The organism is Actinoplanes subtropicus, assembly GCF_000721705.1.
Lineage (GTDB): Bacteria > Actinomycetota > Actinomycetes > Mycobacteriales > Micromonosporaceae > Actinoplanes > Actinoplanes subtropicus.
Window position 1 is genome coordinate 94,923 of the sequence record NZ_JOJL01000039.1, and the last position, 17,919, is coordinate 112,841.

Annotated in this window: 18 protein-coding genes; 6 read left to right on the forward strand and 12 right to left on the reverse strand. The window is 70.2% G+C overall.

Annotated features, from left to right (window positions below; translation table 11 throughout):
* Positions 1 to 7 precede the first annotated feature (7 nt).
* The 3 genes from IH26_RS0142170 to IH26_RS0142180 all read right to left on the reverse strand — a co-directional run bounded on the left by IH26_RS0142170 (position 8) and on the right by IH26_RS0142180 (position 2,673).
* Positions 8 to 652, reverse strand: a complete 645-nt coding sequence (locus IH26_RS0142170) for a dihydrofolate reductase family protein (RefSeq protein ID WP_030441909.1) — start codon at positions 650 to 652, stop codon at positions 8 to 10.
* A 28-nt stretch (positions 653 to 680) separates the two neighbouring features.
* Positions 681 to 1,304, reverse strand: coding sequence for a hypothetical protein (locus tag IH26_RS0142175; RefSeq protein WP_030441910.1), 624 nt, complete (start codon positions 1,302 to 1,304; stop codon positions 681 to 683).
* 151 nt (positions 1,305 to 1,455) lie between these two features.
* Positions 1,456 to 2,673, reverse strand: coding sequence for a YncE family protein (locus tag IH26_RS0142180; RefSeq protein WP_030441911.1), 1,218 nt, complete (start codon positions 2,671 to 2,673; stop codon positions 1,456 to 1,458).
* A 134-nt stretch (positions 2,674 to 2,807) separates the two neighbouring features.
* Between IH26_RS0142180 and IH26_RS0142185 the strand changes: the two genes are divergently transcribed.
* Together IH26_RS0142185 and IH26_RS0142190 are read left to right on the forward strand one after the other, a co-directional pair.
* Positions 2,808 to 3,956 carry an RsbRD N-terminal domain-containing protein gene (locus IH26_RS0142185; RefSeq protein ID WP_030441912.1) on the forward strand — a complete coding sequence of 383 codons (1,149 nt, stop codon included), beginning with the start codon at positions 2,808 to 2,810 and terminating at the stop codon, positions 3,954 to 3,956.
* On the forward strand, positions 3,929 to 4,672 hold the full coding sequence (locus IH26_RS0142190; protein WP_245665927.1) for an MBL fold metallo-hydrolase: 744 nt from the start codon (positions 3,929 to 3,931) through the stop codon (positions 4,670 to 4,672). Before IH26_RS0142185 ends, IH26_RS0142190 begins: the two co-directional genes overlap by 28 nt.
* A gap of 3 nt (positions 4,673 to 4,675) precedes the next feature.
* Here the strand turns inward: IH26_RS0142190 and IH26_RS0142195 are convergent, their stop codons facing one another.
* Positions 4,676 to 5,407, reverse strand: coding sequence for a hypothetical protein (locus IH26_RS0142195; RefSeq protein WP_030441914.1), 732 nt, complete (start codon positions 5,405 to 5,407; stop codon positions 4,676 to 4,678).
* A gap of 526 nt (positions 5,408 to 5,933) precedes the next feature.
* Here IH26_RS0142195 and IH26_RS0142205 point away from each other — a divergent pair.
* The 3 genes from IH26_RS0142205 (at position 5,934) to IH26_RS0142220 (ending at position 8,443) form a co-directional block, all read left to right on the forward strand.
* Positions 5,934 to 6,932, forward strand: a complete 999-nt coding sequence (locus tag IH26_RS0142205) for a hypothetical protein (RefSeq protein ID WP_030441915.1) — start codon at positions 5,934 to 5,936, stop codon at positions 6,930 to 6,932.
* 689 nt (positions 6,933 to 7,621) lie between these two features.
* Complete coding sequence (locus IH26_RS0142215) at positions 7,622 to 7,963, forward strand: hypothetical protein (RefSeq protein WP_034217127.1); 342 nt, start codon at positions 7,622 to 7,624, stop codon at positions 7,961 to 7,963.
* Between the two features lie 123 nt (positions 7,964 to 8,086).
* The gene (locus IH26_RS0142220; protein WP_030441918.1) at positions 8,087 to 8,443 is read left to right on the forward strand and encodes a VOC family protein; all 357 of its coding nucleotides are present in this window, start codon (positions 8,087 to 8,089) and stop codon (positions 8,441 to 8,443) included.
* Here the strand turns inward: IH26_RS0142220 and IH26_RS56630 are convergent.
* The gene (locus tag IH26_RS56630; protein WP_030441919.1) at positions 8,434 to 9,069 is read right to left on the reverse strand and encodes a glycoside hydrolase family 16 protein; all 636 of its coding nucleotides are present in this window, start codon (positions 9,067 to 9,069) and stop codon (positions 8,434 to 8,436) included. The genes IH26_RS0142220 and IH26_RS56630 overlap by 10 nt on opposite strands.
* Before the next feature lie 28 nt (positions 9,070 to 9,097).
* Between IH26_RS56630 and IH26_RS0142230 the strand changes: the two genes are divergently transcribed.
* Positions 9,098 to 9,331 carry a hypothetical protein gene (locus tag IH26_RS0142230; protein WP_030441920.1) on the forward strand — a complete coding sequence of 78 codons (234 nt, stop codon included), beginning with the start codon at positions 9,098 to 9,100 and terminating at the stop codon, positions 9,329 to 9,331.
* 138 nt (positions 9,332 to 9,469) lie between these two features.
* Here IH26_RS0142230 and ftsH read toward each other — a convergent pair whose 3' ends face one another.
* The 7 genes from ftsH to IH26_RS0142265 all read right to left on the reverse strand — a co-directional run bounded on the left by ftsH (position 9,470) and on the right by IH26_RS0142265 (position 17,912).
* Positions 9,470 to 11,527, reverse strand: a complete 2,058-nt coding sequence (gene ftsH, locus IH26_RS0142235; protein ID WP_034217129.1) for an ATP-dependent zinc metalloprotease FtsH — start codon at positions 11,525 to 11,527, stop codon at positions 9,470 to 9,472.
* Between the two features lie 114 nt (positions 11,528 to 11,641).
* Positions 11,642 to 12,718: a hypothetical protein gene (locus IH26_RS0142240; protein WP_245665928.1), complete on the reverse strand. Its 1,077-nt coding sequence runs from the start codon at positions 12,716 to 12,718 to the stop codon at positions 11,642 to 11,644.
* Between the two features lie 198 nt (positions 12,719 to 12,916).
* Positions 12,917 to 14,155, reverse strand: a complete 1,239-nt coding sequence (locus tag IH26_RS0142245; RefSeq protein ID WP_030441923.1) for a D-arabinono-1,4-lactone oxidase — start codon at positions 14,153 to 14,155, stop codon at positions 12,917 to 12,919.
* Positions 14,156 to 14,174: 19 nt separating this feature from the next.
* On the reverse strand, positions 14,175 to 15,035 hold the full coding sequence (locus IH26_RS0142250; RefSeq protein WP_030441924.1) for a sugar phosphate isomerase/epimerase family protein: 861 nt from the start codon (positions 15,033 to 15,035) through the stop codon (positions 14,175 to 14,177).
* Complete coding sequence (locus IH26_RS0142255) at positions 15,032 to 16,045, reverse strand: Gfo/Idh/MocA family oxidoreductase (protein WP_030441925.1); 1,014 nt, start codon at positions 16,043 to 16,045, stop codon at positions 15,032 to 15,034. The genes IH26_RS0142250 and IH26_RS0142255 overlap by 4 nt, the downstream gene beginning before the upstream one ends.
* Complete coding sequence (locus IH26_RS0142260) at positions 16,045 to 16,863, reverse strand: ATP-binding cassette domain-containing protein (RefSeq protein ID WP_030441926.1); 819 nt, start codon at positions 16,861 to 16,863, stop codon at positions 16,045 to 16,047. The genes IH26_RS0142255 and IH26_RS0142260 overlap by 1 nt, the downstream gene beginning before the upstream one ends.
* Positions 16,860 to 17,912: an ABC transporter permease gene (locus IH26_RS0142265; RefSeq protein WP_034217133.1), complete on the reverse strand. Its 1,053-nt coding sequence runs from the start codon at positions 17,910 to 17,912 to the stop codon at positions 16,860 to 16,862. The genes IH26_RS0142260 and IH26_RS0142265 overlap by 4 nt, the downstream gene beginning before the upstream one ends.
* Positions 17,913 to 17,919 lie beyond the last annotated feature (7 nt).

The following is a 17,919-nucleotide window of genomic DNA, read 5'->3' on the forward strand; positions in this document are numbered from 1 at the left end:
GCGTCTTCTATCGCCGGGCGAAGGTCAGATGGGTGACGCCGCTCGGGGTCGTCACCGCCTCGACCGTGAAGCGCTCCTCGAGGGCCTCCAGCTCGTCCCAGAGCCGCACGCCCCGGCCCAGCACGATCGGGACCAGCACGACGTGCAGGTGGTCGATCAGGTCGGCCGCGAGGAACTGGCGGACCGTGCTGGGGCCGCCGCCGATCCGTACGTCCAGGCCACGGGCCGCCTCACGCGCCTGAGCGAGCGCCTCGGCCGGGCTCGCGTCAAGGAAATGGAAGGTGGTGCCGCCCTCCATCGCCAGAGTCGGCCGCGGGTGATGGGTCAGCACGAAGACCGGCGTGTGGAACGGCGGATCGTCACCCCACCAGCCCTTCCACTCCTCATCCGGCCAGGCCCCCCGCTGCGGCCCGAACTTGTTGCGGCCCATGATCTCGGCCCCGATGCCGGGCCCCCACGCCGAGGCGAAGGCGTTGTCGGCCCCCTCGCTCCCGCCGTCCTTGCCGTTCATCGACTGGAACGCGCGGGTCCCGAAGAACCACTCCATGAGCCGCCCGCCGGCATGCCCGAACGGCGCCTCCAGGCTCTGCCCGTCCCCGGTGGCGAACCCGTCCAGCGAGACCGCCATGTTGTGCACCCGCACCTTTGACATGGCCCCACTCTAGGCCTGGGCGTGGGCGTCACTCGTAGCAGCCGGGCCGGTCGCTTTCCAGCTGCACGTCGGTGACCTTGCTGTTCTGGATGTTGATCCGGTAGTGCGCGCCGTCGCCCTTCACGACGTCGACCAGCGCGTCGCCGCCGGTTCGCCGGGCGGCGGGGGTCTCGTCGCCGTCGATGCGCCAGGTGAGATGCGGATACGCTCGGCGCACCGCGGCCAGCGTGCTGCCGGGCCGGATGCCCGCCGCCGTCTTCTGGTCGCCGAACGAGTCGAGGGCGCGCAGCCCGTACTTTCCGTTGAAGACCATCCAGACCCGGTCCGGCCGGCCCTTCCAGTGCGCGCTGACGCAGCCGTCGAAGACGGAAGCGCCCTCGCCGGTGTCGACGACGATCAGGCCGGTCGCCTTGGCCGCGGCCAGGCTCATGCCGATCTTCAGCGGTCCGATGTGGTCCGGGTAGATGGTCAGGTGGGCCGGGTCGGCAGCGGTCGCCTTGACCGGCTGGACGGCCGGCGACGGGCTGGACGAGGAGGTGGGACCGGCCGGCGCGGCGGGGGCGGTGCCCTCGTTCCTGGTCGTGGTGTCGCCGCAGGCGGCGACGAGGGCCACCAGCGCGGCGGCACCGAAGAGGTGGGCGAGACGATGCATCGAAGTGTGTTCCTTCCCCGTGGGCTTCACTCGGCGCGACGCGCCGACCACAGACAGCATCGCGGCCTCGCGGCCCCGGGGAATCACGGATACGTGCCAACGAGCGAAAGCGCCGGCATCGGACCGCGGTGCCCGATGCCGGCGCCCCTTCTCAGGGTGCGGTCCAGCCGGTCGGGATGTGCCCGATCCGGACCCGCTGCGGGTGGTCGCCGACCGCCACCGAGGTCACCTTCTGACCGGTGGCGAAGTCGATCGCGGTCACCTGGTCGGCGCCCGACTCGGAGATCACGCAGTCCTTGCCGTCGCCGCTCACCGTCGCCCAGTACGGCTTGCTCGCCGTCACCAGCGTCCCCGGGGTCAGCGTCGCGCGGTCGACGATCGTCGCGTAGTTGTCCATCGTGCCGGCGACGCAGAGCTTCGAGCCGTCCGGGCTCATCGACAGCCCATGGTGCCGCGAGTCGTTCACCCAGGTCGTCCGGTCCGGGTTGGTGGCCGGGTTCTTGGGCATGTCCACCACCCGGGTGATCTTGTCGCTGGCCACGTCGTACTCGACGATGCCGGCGAAGAACGAGACCTGGAAGTACAGCTTCGACTCGTCCGGGGTGAAGACCGCGGGCCGGACCGCGTTGGACAGGTCGGAGCGGCCGAAGGCGTCCAGCCGCGACCGCATGTCGATGGTCTTGACCACCTGGAACGTCTTGGCGTCGGCGATCGTGATGTGCCGGTCGCCCTTGGTCCAGTCCAGCGACGGGTCGTCCAGCGACGTGTTCACCTCGCCGATCGACATGTTCCAGAGGTACTTGCCGTCCTTGGTGAAGATGTTCTCGTGCGGCTTGTCGCCCGCCCCGAAGGAACCCAGCTGCTTGCCGGTGACGATGTCCAGCACGTGCACCGTGTTCGAGGTCGAGGCGGAGACCGCCACCTCCGTGCCGTCCGGCGAGACGGCCATGTGGTCGGCGCGGTAGCCGGAGACCGCGAAGCGCCACTTCTCCGCGCCGGTGGCCAGGTCGATCGAGACCACGTCGGCGAAGCTCGGCCGGGAGACGACCAGCGCGTCACCCGCGGGCGTGGTGTACATGTCGTCGACCAGCTGGTCGTGCCCCTCCCCCGGGCCCTGCTGGATGCCGAGGTAGTAGGCGAGCTTGATCGGGTTGAGGTAGATCTCGGTGAGCCGCTGGGTCTTGTCCGGCACCACGTTGATCCGCCCGATCTTGGCGAAATCGCCGGTCGAGTGGATCACGTCGACTGTGCCGTCCCAGTTGTTGCCGACGAACATGACCTGCTGAAGAGTGGGCGCCGCGGCTGGGGTGCCCGCGGCGAGCAGCAGCGCGGCCAGCGCGCCTTTCAAAAGTCCGATCTGTACGGTCATTTCGGGTTCCCCTGCCGGGCGGAAGCTGTTACTTTTCGGTAACCCCATGGGAACAAGCAAGCGATCTACGTCGATAGAGGGTCGCACCCAATGCAAGAGCGCCACCTTGTCGCCGAGCGACAACCGGACCGGACATGCTGACCGGCACGGTTGCTGCCCTCGTGCAGGACATGTCCCAGGACGATCAGCTGGTCGACGACGTCGTCGCCTCCGCGCGCGCCCAGTTCCCCGAAGTGGCCCGGCTGCCCTGGGCGGAGAGCCGCCGGCACGTCGCGGCGCTGCTGGCCGCCGGGTTCGCCGCGTTCAAGCGGGCGGCGGCCGAGGACGAGTTCGGGACCGATCTCGATTTCAGCGAGGCCCGGCGGTTCGGGGCCGAGCGCGCGGCCCTCGGCGTACCGGTCGCGGGTTTGATGGCCGGGGTGCACGGCGGCCGCAGCCGCCTCCTGGAGATCGCCATCAACCGAGGCCGCGAATCCGGCATCCCGCTGGACGAGCTGCTGCAGGCCCTGCTCAAGCTCGACCGGTACGGCACCGAGCTGGAACGCCACGTGATCGACGGCTACCGGCAGGCCGAGCGCCAGCTGAACAAGGACGACCGGACCGCGCGGATTCGGGTGCTGCGCCGGCTGCTGCTCGACGACGACGGCGCCCCGGCCGCCCCCGAGGAAGACCCGGCCCGCTTCGGGCTGCACGCCTCGGGCACCTACCACTGCGTCATCACCGACGTGGCCGACCCGGCCCGGGTCCGGTCCCTCGAAGACGCTTTCGCCCGCTGCGGCGGTGTCCTGGCCCCGGTCGGCGGACGGCTCACCGGGCTGACCCCGCGGCTGCCGACCGGCCGAGCCCTCGACCCCAGCGTGCTGGTCGTCACCACCCCGCCGGTCACGCTCGACCAGGCCCGCAACGCCTACCGGCTGTGCCGCACCGCGCTGCACGCCGCCCGGGCCAACGAGTCCACCGGCATCTGCGACGTGGTCGAGCTGGCCGGCGAGACCGCGCTGGCCGCGCAGCCGATGCTGGCCGGGTTCCTCAGCAGCGGCCTGCTCGGCGCGCTCGACCCGGCCGACGACTTCCACCGCGGGCTGGTCTCGACGGCGCTGGCGTACCTCGACCACGGGCAGCGGCTCGACCTGACCGCGGGCGCCCTCCACCTGCACCCGAATACGGTCCGTTACCGGCTGCGCCGCCTGCAGGACCTGACCGGTTTCGGTACGCCGGCCGAGGGCCTGCCGGTGCTGGAGACGGTTCGGTGGTGGTGGGCGCTGCGCGCGTGGGCCCGCTGATGCGGGTCACCGTGCTCGGCGCCTGCGGTGCCTGGCCGTCGCCGGCCGACGCGTGCAGCGGCTTCCTGGTCGAGCACGACGGCTTCCGGCTGGTGCTCGACCTCGGCTACGGCACGATGCCGCGCCTGCGCTCCCCCGAGACGATCGACGCCGTACTGATCAGCCACGGCCACCCCGACCACTGCGCCGACCTCAACCCGCTGCTGCGAGCGCGCACGCTGCGTGATTCACCACCAAAACCCTTGCGGGTGTACGCCCCAGCCGGAGCCCTGGACGCCGTCCTCGCCCTGGACCGCCCCGGGATGCTCGACTACGACCTGCGCGGTTTCGAGCCGAGCGTCGGCCCGTTCCGGGTGGACACGCGGATGCTCCCGCACTGGCTGCCCAACGCCGGCATCCGGTTGACGGCCGGCGGCACCACGCTGGCGTACACCGGCGACACCGGCCCGAGCCCCTTGATCGCCGAACTGGCCCGCGACGCCGACCTGCTGATCGCCGAAGCGAGCTACGCCGGCGAGGTGCCGGAGGATTCGCGCGCTTTTCTGTCGAGCGCCCGCCAGGCCGGCCGGAACGCGTCGGCCGCCGGCGTCGGCCGCCTCCTGCTGACCCACCTGATGCCCGGCGAGTCGGCGGCGACCGCACTCGACGCGACCACGTTCCCCGGCCCGGTCGAGGTCGCCCGGACGGGGATGACCGTGGACCTCGCCGCCGGCTAGGCCTCAGGCGGGCTCCGTCCGGATCATGCGGACCAGGGCCCGGATGCCGGTCAGCAACTCCTGATGGTCCGACATGCCGTCGAGGGCCGACTCGATCCGCCGGGCCATCTGCTCGATCCGGTCGCGTTCCGCCGCGGCCTGCACGCGCAGCCGGCCCAGCTCCTCCGCCACCGCCGCCCGCCCCTGATCGACACCGGTCCGCAGGGCGCCGAGCTCGTGCTCCATCGAGCCGACCCGGGTCCGCAACGCCTCGACGTCGTCGGGTGGGAACGTGCTCTCCACCCGGAGCGCCCAGAGCCGCTGCCGCAGGTGCTTGAGGAACGCCGCCGCCGGCCGTACCGCCGTGGAGATCAGGTAGAAGGCGGCCAGCCAGTAGCCGACCAGGTGGCCGCTGACCCACGCGAAGACGGCCGTCGCCGCGGCGGTCCCGACGTGCCCGCCGAGCGCGAGCCACCTCGTCCGGCGGGCGATCAGCCGCGCCTCCCGGTCCCGCGACTCCGGCACGCCGATGCCCCGCTCCCGCGAGGTCTCGATCTGGCGCAGCACCTGCCGCGCCTCGAAGTACAGATTCCACGGCACCGTGACCAGCACGACCGTCCACATCAGCGCGGCCACGCCCCCGCCGACCGCCAGCAGCGCCGGAAGCGGCACCCCGGCCAACCGCCCCAGCCACGCGAACAGCAGAGCCGCCGCGGCCCCGCCGACGACCACCGCCCACCACTTGAGCATCCGCATGACCTCACTTTTGTCGCCCGGCTGCGCCGCGACCATGAGTACCGGTACTCACCGGGCAGAATCAGGCGCACAGGGCAGCGCTCGGCTCCCACCATGAGCGGACGGGTACGCCGGACGTGCAGAAGGGCGGGGACGCAAATTGGCGCTGGGGCACCGGCGAGCTCCTCGACCGCGACCGGGTCGACGAGATGACCGACCGCGCGCTGAGCGTCGAGCCGTGGGAAGCAGGGCCCGGTCGGCCCGGTTCACCTGTCCTACCTGATGTGGTTCCGGGACCCAGCGGTGGTTCAACCGTGCGCCGGATCCAGCTCGGAGCGCGCTTCGCGCCCTGCGGCGGGCCAAAGGACTCACCCGGGAGGAAGCCGGCGACCCGATCCGCGCCTCCGAGTCGAAATCAGCCGGACCCGGTGGCGTGCCACCCGATCGGCGGACGGGACGTGCTCCGCAACGACGTCGAGCGGCTGCGTCGGCCGGGCTACCCGGTGAGCCGTCGCCGGGTGGCGGTGATGCCGCAGAATCATCAGGTGTGAACGGCTGGTCGGTACTGCTGCTGCTGGCGGATCTCGCCGCGGTCATCTTCGGCGTCGTGGTGACCCTGCGCGGCCGGTCGGCCGGCGCCGAGCCGGTCGTCACCCGGGCGCAACTGGCCGAGGTGGCGATGACCGGCGCGCTCATCTTCCTCATCGCGCTGGCCGTGCGGGGGCTCGGTCTGGTCGGCGTCTCCGCGCTCGTCGGGATGTCCGTGACGGTCGGGCGCGCGCTGCGGATCAGCATCGCGTTCGCCCACCTCGGTCGCTATCACCACGACGCGGCCGCCCGGCGGTACTTCCCGTGGGCCGCCGCCGGCACCGGGCTGGGCACCGTCGTGGTCCTGGTCGGCGTGGTCAGCGCCGGGTTCGGGGCGCCGCGACATACGCCGACCGAGGCCGAACGGGACAGCACCGACCTCGGGATCAAGGTGTTCGACCACGCGTACGGCGTGCCGAGCCGGGTGCTGGACCGCCAGCCGGTACTGGCCGACGTGGGCAGCCGGTACGTCGTGGCGGTCCCGGTCATCCGGTACCGGGTGGACGGCGACGCGCTGCGTCTGGTCGTCGCGCACGACCTCACCTGCGTAGCGTCCACCGTGCTGCTCGCCGCGGACGACGGTGCCCTCGACGTGCTTGTCGGCTATCGCCCGAGCGGCCTGACCCCGACCGGCTCGCCGGACCCGGCCTCGTCGGACCCGGACCCGTCCGCGCCGGGCTCGCCTGACCCGGATCTGTCCGGGTCGGGGTGGACGCCGCCGCCGACCGACGCAACCGGGCCGCTGCCGGTGCCGAACGCGCGTACCTGCCAGCCCGGACCGCCCGCATGGTCGGTTGTCAACACCGTCATCGAGGTGACCCTGCCCGCCGGCCTGGCGCCGTCTCCCGCGGTCCAGGGCGCGGGCGCGCCGCCGGCCCCGGTACCCTCCGGTCCGGCCGTGCACGACGTCGGCGCCCACGGCGCCGCCAGCCCGGTACCGGCCTCACCCACGTCGTAGGGCCCAGGCCCGGCCCTGCCGATCATCGCCGTCCGGCGGCGGCGCCAGCCGACACCTGAGCCACAACGTCGCGCGCGGCGCCTGGGCGACTATCCAGCTCGGGTTCCCCGGCAGCATCACTTTGTTCGATCGGGGTCTCAGCCGACCACGTCGCACGTTGAGTGGCGCAGGCGTTCAGGGCTGGGGACCCTGCCTAGGCTGCAGCACGGTGATGCCGACTCGGTCACCCCGCGAGGCCAGCGATCCGCCTGGTGGAGCCTCGATGTGTAGGTGGACCTTGTCGTGATCCAGGCGGTTCATGGCGGCCCCCAACCCCAAAACCCGCATGAGACTTCTCATCGGCATCGCGGGCATCGCCGTCGGGATCGCGTCAGCTGCACGCGGCGCCGCGGTCCTGGCCGACAGCCACCGCCTGCTCGGCATCGCGCTCATCGCCCCCGGGATCCAGAACTCGAACTGGTCGAATACGCGAGGCTGCCAGTCCACCCCCTCGGCCCGACCGCACTCCCACCGCCACAAGCACGCGGAAACACCCGCGCACGCACAGGCGGCTGGGGCTGACCGCCAGAGTCCCCACAGCGGCATGAGCGGACGCCCAGGGGCGGCAATGGATTTGTCCTGCCGGCTCACCGATCATGAACCTCATGGAGGACCAGCAGGCGCCGCGCTAGGCCGAGGGCGAGGCGAAGGTGATCACGCTGTGCGGCTCGACCAAGTTCGAGGCCGAGTTCGCGGAGGTCAACCAGCGGCTCACGCTGGAAGGTTACGTCGTGATCAGCCTCGGAACGTTCACGCTCCCCGACCTGCCGGGCTACGACTGGACAGTCGACAGCTCGAACCTGAAGGGGCGGCTCGGCCGCGTGCACTTCCAGAAGATTCGCATGGCTGACGAGGTGTACATCGTGGATCCGGGCGGCTACCTGGGCGAGTCGACCCGACGAGAGATCGCCTACGCGGAGTCGCTCGGCAAGCCGGTTCGGTATCTGAGCCACGAGCACTCGGCGCGAACGGGAGACAGCCCCCAAGCGTGATCCCGGCAGAGCGGTCCGCTCATCGGCTACGACCGCGAGCCGAACCGATCGCCACGTTAGGTAGCGATCCCTTCGGCGGGCCGGCAAGTCGATACGGCCGCCTCACCGGGCAGAATCGGGCACATGGCAAACGTCTGGGGTGGCGTGACGATCGACTGTCTGGACCCGGCTCGAGTGGCCCGCTTCTGGAGCGCCCTGCTGGGCCGCGAGGCCGGCCCGTCCCAGCACGGCCGGGTCTACCTCGGCCGGCGCGGCGACGCCCTGCCCCGCCTGGCCTTCCAGCCGGTGACCGAGCCGAACCCCGGCAAGGTCCGCATCCACCTCGACGTGGTCGCCGAGGACATCGACCGGGGCGTGGCCGAGGTGATCGCGCTGGGTGGCCGCGAAACCGGCGAGCGCCACGACTACGACGAGGGCGTGGTCGTCATCATGGCCGACCCCGAGGGCCACGAGTTCTGCCTGATCCAGTACTACGACTGAGGCGCCCGGTAGACCTTCACCCAGTCGACGTCCATCACGACCTTGGCCGGGGTCTTCGCAGTGCGGCACGGGATGAGGTCGCTGCAGCCCTGGTCGAGTTGCAGGGCCAGGTGCATCACCGATTCGGTCGGGAGGCCGGTCTTGATGGCACTCGGGGTGACGTTGAAGATTTTCTTGCCGTCCAGGTAGTAGGTGACGCGGGTGGGGAGCCAGTCGACGGCGATGGTGTGGAACCGGGTGAAGTCGGTCCTCGTTTGGTGGCCGACGATGGTGTTGTCCTTGCCGTGGTGCAGGAAGCTGCCGAAGCCCGCGCGGGCCGGGTCGTTCATCTCGGCCAGGTCGATCTCGCCGGCGGTGGGCCAGTCGTTGTTGTTCTTCGGCCAGAGCAGCACGTCGGGGGCGTAGCCGGCGCCGGCCTGGACGCGGAAGCGCACCTCCCACCGGCCGTACTTCTGGTCGCGCAGGAACATCACGCCCGAGCCGACGTCCTTGCCGCCGTTGACACCCCCGGCCAGGTGCAGTTGGCCGCCGGAGACGGACACCATGCCGGCGCTGCGGGGCGGGCTCGCATCCGGACTGTCGTATTTGCCCCACTCGGCGGACAGCGGCCCGTCGAACTCCTCCACCGCGACCGGATCACCCCAAAAGGACGGTTTGTCCCGCGAGATCGGCGAGCGCGACGACGAAGGCGAGGACGAGGACGAGGGCGCGGGTGACGACGCCGAAGGCGAGACGGAGCGGGACGGAGAGGCCGAGGTGGTGACCGGCGCCGACGGGACAACAGCCGGGCTGCCCTCCGCAACCCCGGGGGCCAGGGAGGAGGACGAATCCGTTCCGCAAGCGGCGACAACAAAGACCAACGACAAAGCCCCAAGACGCCGTACGTGATCAAGCACGGTCACGCAGTCTGCCGCCCGCCCGCCGACCCCGCGACGGTGGAACGGCTGACCCTTTAACCCCTCTGGCCAGCTATTTCCCCCGTGGAGACGAACCCGAAAGGGACACGGAGCGCGCCGCGTGGCGAACTCAGGCAGACGGCGCCGGGGTCGACTGGTCGGGGAAGGCGGGCACGGCCGGCAGCCCGGGCGCCGGGTGGCCGCCCGGCGCCTCGCCGCGGGCCACCGCGCCGGGCGCCGTCTCGCGGTCGATGCCGGCCGCCGCGTACGCATCGTCCTCGTCCAGCGTCTCGCTCTGCAGCAGCTTGCCCGCGAGCGAGTTGAGCTGGGCCCGGTGCCCACGCAGCAGTTCGAGCGCCTCCGCGTAGCACTCGTCGACGATCTTGCGGACCTCGGCGTCGATCAGCTCCTTGGTGCCGGGGGCGACGCCGTCGAGGCCGAGCGGCGACTCCTGCCCGGGCGGCGGCAGCACGGTGACCGGGCCGATCGCGTCGGACATGCCCCACCGGCCGACCATCTGCCGGGCGATGTTGCTGACCTGGTCGAGGTCGCTCTCCGCGCCGGTGGTCATGTCGCCGTACACCACCTCCTCGGCGGCCCGGCCGCCGAGCGCGCCGATGATCCGGCCGCGCAGGTATTTCGCCGAGTAGCCGTACCGGTCGGTCGACGGGCTCTGGAAGGTCACGCCGAGGGCCTGACCGCGCGGGATGATCGAGATCTTGCGGACCGGGTCGGCGCCGGGCGTGAGCATGCCGAGCAGCGCGTGCCCGGACTCGTGGAACGCCGTACGCTCGCGCTCCTCCTGGGTCAGCATGATGCCGCGGACCGTGCCCAGCGTGATCTTCTCGAGCGAGTCGGTGAAGTCGTTCTGCTGCACCTGGGTGTGCTCGCGCCGGGCGGCGAGCAGGGCCGCCTCGTTCACCAGGTTTTTCAGGTCGGCGCCGACCATGCCGGGGGTCGCCGAGGCGAGCGCGTCCAGGTCGACGCCGGGCGCCACCGGCACGCCGCGGGTGTGCACGGCCAGGATCGCCCGGCGGCCGCGCAGGTCGGGCGGGCTCACTGTGACCCGCCGGTCGAACCGGCCGGGCCGCAGCAGCGCCGAGTCGAGGATCTCGGTGCGGTTCGTCGCGGCGATCACCACCACGCCCTCGCTGCCGTTGAAGCCGTCCATCTCGGTGAGGATCTGGTTCAGCGTCTGGTCGCGCTCGTCGTTGCCGCCGAACGACTGCGCGCCGCCGCGGGACCGGCCGATCGCGTCCAGCTCGTCGATGAAGATGATCGACGGCGCGACCTTCTTCGCCTGCTCGAACAGGTCCCGTACGCGCGAGGCGCCCACGCCGACGATCGCCTCGATGAACTCGGACGCGGCGATCGAGAAGAACGGCACCTGGGCCTCGCCGGCCACCGCGCGGGCCAGCAGCGTCTTGCCGGTGCCGGGCGGGCCGGACAGCAGCACGCCGTGCGGGATCTGGGCGCCGAGCTTGCGATATTTGTCGGGCTCGCGGAGGAAGTCGACGATCTCGGTGACCTCCTGCTCGACCTCCTCGATACCCGCCACGTCGGCGAAGGTCGTGCGCGGCCCGGTCTCCGGCTGGTAGAGCTTGGCCCGGGAGCGGCCGAAGGCGCCGAGCGCGCCGCCCCCGCCGAGGCCGGCCGCCGCCCGCCGGCTGATGAAGTAGAAGAGCCCGACCAGCAGGATCGTCGGGCCGAAGCCGACCAGCAGCTGCTGCCAGATCGGGGCCGGCGCGTCCGGCGGGTTCGCGTTCACCGGGACGTTGTGCGACTGCAGCTGGGCGAAGAGGTTGTCGTCGGCGAACGACGGGCGCTGGGTGGTGAAGCGCTCGACCTCCTCCGATTTGGTCTCGCCGGAGGGGGTGTAGGCGACCTTCTTGGTGAACTGGCCCTCGATCGTGTCGCCGGTCGAGGTGATCTCGGAGACGTTCACCGCGCTCACCTGGGTGAGGAAGAACGTGTAGGAGACCGACGTACGCTGCGGCGGGGCCAGCAGCACCGACGAGATGATCCAGTTGATCGCCAGGAGCACCAGCAGCATCCACCCGAAACGGAACCAGGCCGGGCGCTGCTTGGGCGGCTCGGGCGGCTGGTTGTGCTCGGGCGGCGCGCCCTCGACCCGCCAGGGGTGTGGGCGGTGGTTCTGAGCTGGCGGTTTCGGGGCATCGGCGGCCATGAGCGCAAAGGTACCGCCTCCGCCTGACAGAAATGTGCCCCCGTGACGCGCATGACGGAAACAGACTTCGGGCACCCCCACCACCGCGGGGACGCCCGAAGTCCGGTCAGCGCATTACTGGTTGAGCGTGCAGGTCTTCAGACCCTCGGCGTTGAGGTTCGGCTTGGCCGCGTTGCGGCCGATCGCCGTCTCGATCCGGTTGATGGTCGCGAACCGCTTGTCGGCCAGCGGGCCGAGAATCGCGTTCTGGATGAAGGCCGGGCCGCCCTCGCCCACGCTGGTCGCCAGTCGCTTGTTGGCCTCGGCGATCTGGGTGTTCAGCAGGTTCAGGTTGCTCTGCACCTCGGCCTGCGCCTGCGCCGGGATGGCCACGTTCACGTTCACCGCCGGGCAGTTGACGGTCGGCGCCGGGCCGGTGCCGGCCGCGTTGGTGCCGGCCGCGCGGACGTTGACGGTGGTGCCGTTCTGGGCCGAGGCGGCGCCGTTCTGGTTCAGCGTGCAGGTCTTGAGACCCTCGGCGTTCAGGTTCGGCTTCGGCGCGCGGCGGCCGATCGCCGTCTCGATCCGGTTGATCGTGGCGAACCGCTTGTCGGCCAGCGGGCCGAGGATCGCGTTCTGGATGAAGGCCTTGCCGCCCTGTCCGACGGTCGTCTTCAGCCGGTTGTTCGCCTCGGCGATCTGGGTGTTCAGCAGCTGCAGGTTACGCACGACCTCGGCCTGCGCCTCGGCCGGCACCGCCACGTTGACGGCGACGTTCGGGCAGTTGACCGTCGGCACGGCGGCGGCGGCGTTCGAGCCGGAGCCGGCGGCGCCCGCGGCCGCGCCGGTGTTGATCGCGGTCGGCTGCTGGGCCGAGGCTCCGCCGCCCTGGTTGAGCGTGCAGTTCTTGAGGCCCGCGGCGTTCAGGTCCGGCTTGGCGGCGTTGCGGCCGATCGCCGTCTCGATCCGGTTGATCGTGGCGAACCGCTTGTCGGCCAGCGGGCCCAGGATCGCGTTCTGGATGAATTGGGGGCCGCCCTGTCCGACGGTCGTCTTCAGCCGGTTGTTCGCCTCGGCGATCTGGGTGTTCAGCAACTGGAGGTTGCTCTGCACCTCGGCCGCCGCCTGCGTGGGGACGGCTACGTTGACCTTGACGGCGGGGCAGTTGACGGTGGGCACCGCCGCGTCGGCGTTGGCGACGCCGAGACCCACACCGGCAACGGCGACCGCGACCCCGGCGACGGCTGCGATCTGCCAGCGGCGCGCGTTACCGCGGGGTTTGGTAAACCGGGACCTGGAGTACATTGGAACCTGCGCTTCCCGAGAGGGGCCGAAATTCGCGTTCGGCTGGAGATACGGGAGCGCTCCCAGGTACAGATCAACGCTTAACGAAGATTTTAGAAATCCTGGTCAGCCGAGGATGGCAGCCAGCCACTCGTTCCGGAAGACGCCCGCCGGGTCGTAGCGGCGAACCAGGTCCCGGAAGTCGCCGAAGCGCGGATATTCCGCCCGGATCGACTCCGGCGAAGCGGTGAAGATCTTGCCCCAGTGCGGGCGCGGGTGCAGCGGCGCCAAGGCTTCCTCGATCGAAGCGACCACCGGCAGCACGGCGTCGGTGTCGGCGATCCAGGTGAAGTGCAGCGCGATGCTGTCCCGCCGGTAGTTCGGGCTCAGCCACAGGTCATCAGCCGCGATCGCCCGAACTTCACAAACCTGAAGAACAGAAGCGATTTGCGTACGGATGGCAGCCACCGCCTCGATCGCGGCGAGCCCGTCCGACGCGGCGACGTGCCACTCGGACTGCAACTCCTCCCCGGCCGACGGCGTGAACTCCATCCGGAAGTGCGGCAGGCGGGTGTGCCACGGCCCCGGCGTACCGGACTGGTCGGTGCTGTTCTGCGCGGGCATCCCCGGCACCGGGTGCCGAGGCCCCTCGGCCGGCGACGCCCCGAACCACGGCCCGGACATCGGCGCGGCCCGCTTCACCCACGCCATGGTGGCGTCCAGCCCCGTCCAATCCGTAAACAGGCTGACGCTGTACCCATCAGCCATTATTTCGGGCAAATGCCCGGAAATCGAAGTATAGGGTACGTTGTCGTAAACGTACTGCCGCAGCTCGAACGCCGGAACCACGTCGAGCGTCAAGGCGGTGACCACGCCGAGCGCACCCAGCCCCACCACCGCTCCAGCTAAGTCCGAATTGTCCCGCGACAAAACGACGGAATCCCCTGCGCCGGATAGCAACTCCAGCCCGGAGACGGCGGAGGCGAGATTCGCGTTCCGCACCCCGGACCCGTGCGTAGCGGTAGCCACCGCCCCGGCCACCGAGATGTGCGGCAGCGAGGCCATGTTGTGCAGCGCCAGCCCCTCCTTCTCCAGCGCCACCGCGAGATCCCCGTACCGGATCCCGCCGTCGACCCGCACCGACTTGCGGTCGGCGGAGACCTCGAAGACGCGCGGCAACCCGGCCAGCGACACCAGGTCACCGGTCGTATCGGCCATCCGGTTGAAGGAGTGGCCGCTGCCCAGCACGCGCAGCGGCCCACCGGAAGCGACAAGCGAGCGCACCTCGTCCACCGAGCCCGGGCGGTGCACCCGCCGCGCCCCGAAGACGACGTTGCCGGCCCAGTTGGTCACCCGCTCGCTCATCGCCCCAGCCTACAATCGATCACCCGGCGGTCTTGCTCAGGTACTGGTTGACCTGGGAAAGGTTGAACCGGGCGCTGTCCTCGGCCCGCTCCTCCCAGGCGAAGACGCAGACCGTCGCGATGCCGTCGAAGCCCACCTCGGCCAGCGTCGCGAAGAAGAGATCCCAGTCGACCTCCCCCTGCCCGATGTCCAGGTGCTGATGGACCCGGGCGGTCGAGCCCGGCGGATTCACGATGTACCGCAGCCCCGACGACCCGCGGAAGTCGAACGAGTCGGCGAGGTGCACCTGGGTCAGCAACGGCCCGGCGTGCTTGATCACCGCCGCCAGGTCGCCGCCCTGGTGGAACGTGTGCGGCGCGCAGTACAGGAACGACACCAGGTCGGAGTTGATCCCGCGGACCAGGTTCACGCCGGCGATCCCGTCCTCGACGAAGTCGTCCGGGTGCGGTTCGAGGACGAGCCGCACCCCCTCCCGCTCGAAGATCGGCAACAACTCCTCCAGCGAGCGCCAGAACTGCGCCTCGCTCTCGTCCGCCTTTTCGGGCCGGCCGTTGAACTCGGAGTTCATCACGTCGACCCCGAGGTCCACGGTGATCTCGATCGCCCGTTTCCAGTAACGCACGGCGGCCTGACGGGCGTCCTCGTCCGGTCCCGACCAGCGATAAAGCGGCAAAACGGACGAGATCGAGACGCCTGCGGCCGCCAGTTCTCTCTGGAAAGCCGCGACGCCGGCGTCGTCGATCCGTGGATGAAGAAAAAACGGGAGAAAATCGTCTCGGGGCGACATTTCAATATATTGGTAGCCAAGATCGGCCACGAGTCGCGGCAACTCCAAGAGCGGGACCTTGCGCAGCATGTAAGGATCGAGAGCGATCTTCACGGCGCCGCCTCCTGGTAGAGCTTCGGCTGTTCGACCAGGGAGATCAAAACCCGTTCGCCGGTACGGAGGGCCTCGACTCCCGCGTCGGACACGACGGCGGCGGCGTACCCGTCCCAGGCGCTGGGCCCCAGCGGTTGACCACCGAGGGCGATGGCGTGGACCCACTCCTGGAGCTCCACGTCGTACGCCTGCAGGAAGCGCTCCCGCCAGTCGACCGGAACCGGTACGCCCTCCCGCCCCTCCCGGCGCACCGCGACGGGCGCGGGACCGCCGAGCGTCGCGGTGCCGCTCTCCCCCACGATCTCGCCGCGGATGTCGTAGCCGTACCGGATGTTGACCGAGGTCTCGACGTCGACGAGCACGCCGTCGGCCATCTCCAGGATGAGCAGCAGCGGGTCCTGCAGGTCGCCGCCGTTGCGGTTGTGCCGGGGCACCAGCACCCGCACCGCCGCGATCTCGGTGCTGAACATCCACCGCACCATGTCGATCTCGTGAACCGCGGTGTCGGTGATCGCCATGTCGCCCCGGTAGTGCCCCGGCACGCTCGGGTTGCGGTGGGCGCAGTGCATCATCAGCGGCGCGCCGATCTCGCCGGCATCCAGGGCGAACTTGAGCGCCCGGTACGCGAAGTCGAACCGCCGCATGTAGCCCACCTGCACGAGCCGGCTGCCGTGCGCCACCTCCGCCTCGAGGATCCGCAGGCAGGCCCCCTGGGTGGTGGCGAGCGGCTTCTCGCAGAAGACCGGCTTGCCCGCCGCGATCGAGGCCAGCACGTACTGCTCGTGGGTGGGCCCCCAGGAGCAGACCAGCACCGCGTCCACATTCGGGTCGGCCACGACCTCCTCGCCCGTGGCATGGACGGCGGCGCCGATCCGGGCCCCCACCTCGGCGGCGACCGCGGTGTCCACGTCGGTGACGGCGGTGACCGTCACCCCGTTGAGCACCGTGGTCAGCCGCCGGATGTGGTCCTGCCCGATCATTCCGGTTCCGATGACTCCGACTTTCAGCATCAGTTGCGTCCCAACTCGTGCGACAGCTCGGCCAGTTCGTCCCCGCCGGCCATCTGCTGGGTCAGCTCGTCCAGGCCGACCTGTTTACGGGTCTTGTCCAGCGCGGTCGAGCCCAGCTTCAGGATCACGAAGTGGTCGCCGACCATGTAGGCGTGGTGCGGGTTGTGGGTGATGAAGACGACGCCGAGCCCCGCATCCCGGGCGGCGGCGACGTATTTGAGGACCACGCCGGACTGCTTGACGCCGAGCGCCGCGGTCGGCTCGTCCAGGATCAGCACCCGGGCGCCGAAGTAGACCGCCCGGGCGATCGCGACGCACTGCCGCTGGCCGCCGGAGAGCGTACCGATGGGTTGGTTGATGTCCTTGACGACGATGCCCATCTTGCGCAGCTCGGCGTCGGCGATCTCCTTCATCTGCTTGACCTTGAGCCCGGCGAGCGGGTACCTGCCGGCGGTGAGCTCGGAGCCGAGGAAGAAGTTGCGCCAGACCTCCATCAGGCCCACGACGGCGAGATCCTGATAGACCGTCGCGATGCCGTGCCCGAGGGCCTCGCGGGGGCTGGAGAAGGTGACCGGCTTGCCGTCCACCTTGACCACGCCCTCGTTGTGCGGGTGCAGCCCTGACATGATCTTGATGAGGGTGGATTTCCCGGCGCCGTTGTCGCCCAGCACGCAAGTGACCTCGCCGGCGTTCACCCGCAGGCTGATGCCGCGCAACGCCCGGATCGCGCCGTACGACTTGCCGACGTTCTCCATCTCGATGAGCGGCTCGCCCTTCTGCAGATGACTGTCGGCGTGCTCGGCCAGGGTGTCGGTCATGAGTCCGCCCTCCGCATGGTGGACATCTTCTTCACGTACAGGTTGACCAGCACGGCGAGCAGGAGCATCACGCCGAGGAAGGCCTTGAACCAGTTCGGGTCCCAGCCGGCGTAGATGATGCCGAGACTGGTCATGCCGAAGATGAACGCGCCGATCGCCACCCCGATCGCGTTGCCGAAACCGCCGGTCAGCAGCGTCCCGCCGACCACGGCGGCGATGATGTAGAGGAACTCGTTGCCGACGCCGCCGCCGGCCTGCAGGGTGTTGAACCGGTAGAGCTGGTGCATGCCGACGAACCAGCCGAGGAACGAGACCGTCATGAAGAGCCCGATCTTCGTACGCACGACGGGCACCCCGACCGCGCGGGCGCTCTCCGCGTTGCCGCCGACCGCGAAGATCCAGTTGCCGACCTTGGCCCGTTGCAGGGCCCAGGCGGCCAGGGCCACGAACAGGACCCACCAGATCACCGAGCCCCAGACCGTGACCGACCCGATCTTGAAGCTGGACGAGAACACCTTGCCGAGCGAGTCGTAGCCGGCGATCTGGCTGACGTCGGTCGACGAGACCGTGCCGGTGACCAGCTTGGTCACGCCCAGGTTGGCCCCCTGCAGCACGAAGAAGGTGCCCAGCGTGATGAGGAAGCTCGGGATCCCGGTCCGCATCACGAGGTATCCGTTGAGGAAGCCGATCGCCAGGCAGAACACGAGCGACAGTGCCGCGCCCACCCACATGTTGATCCCGAAGTACCAGCAGAACATCGAGTTCGCGAGGCCGGCGGTGTAGACGATGACGCCGGCCGACAGGTCGAACTCGCCGCCGATCATCAGCAGGCCGACGCCGACGGCGACGATGCCGATCACCGAGGACTGGTAGAGCACGGTGAAGAACGACTCGGCCGAGCGGAACGACGGCGCGAGCACGAGGAAGAAGATGAAGATGATGATCGCGGCGACCAGCGCCCCGATCTCGGGCCGGGCGAGGAGCCGGTTGGGGAGGCTGGGCCGCACCCGGTTCGCATGACGCGCGGGCGCGTCCACGGTCGTGGTCATGGCTGAA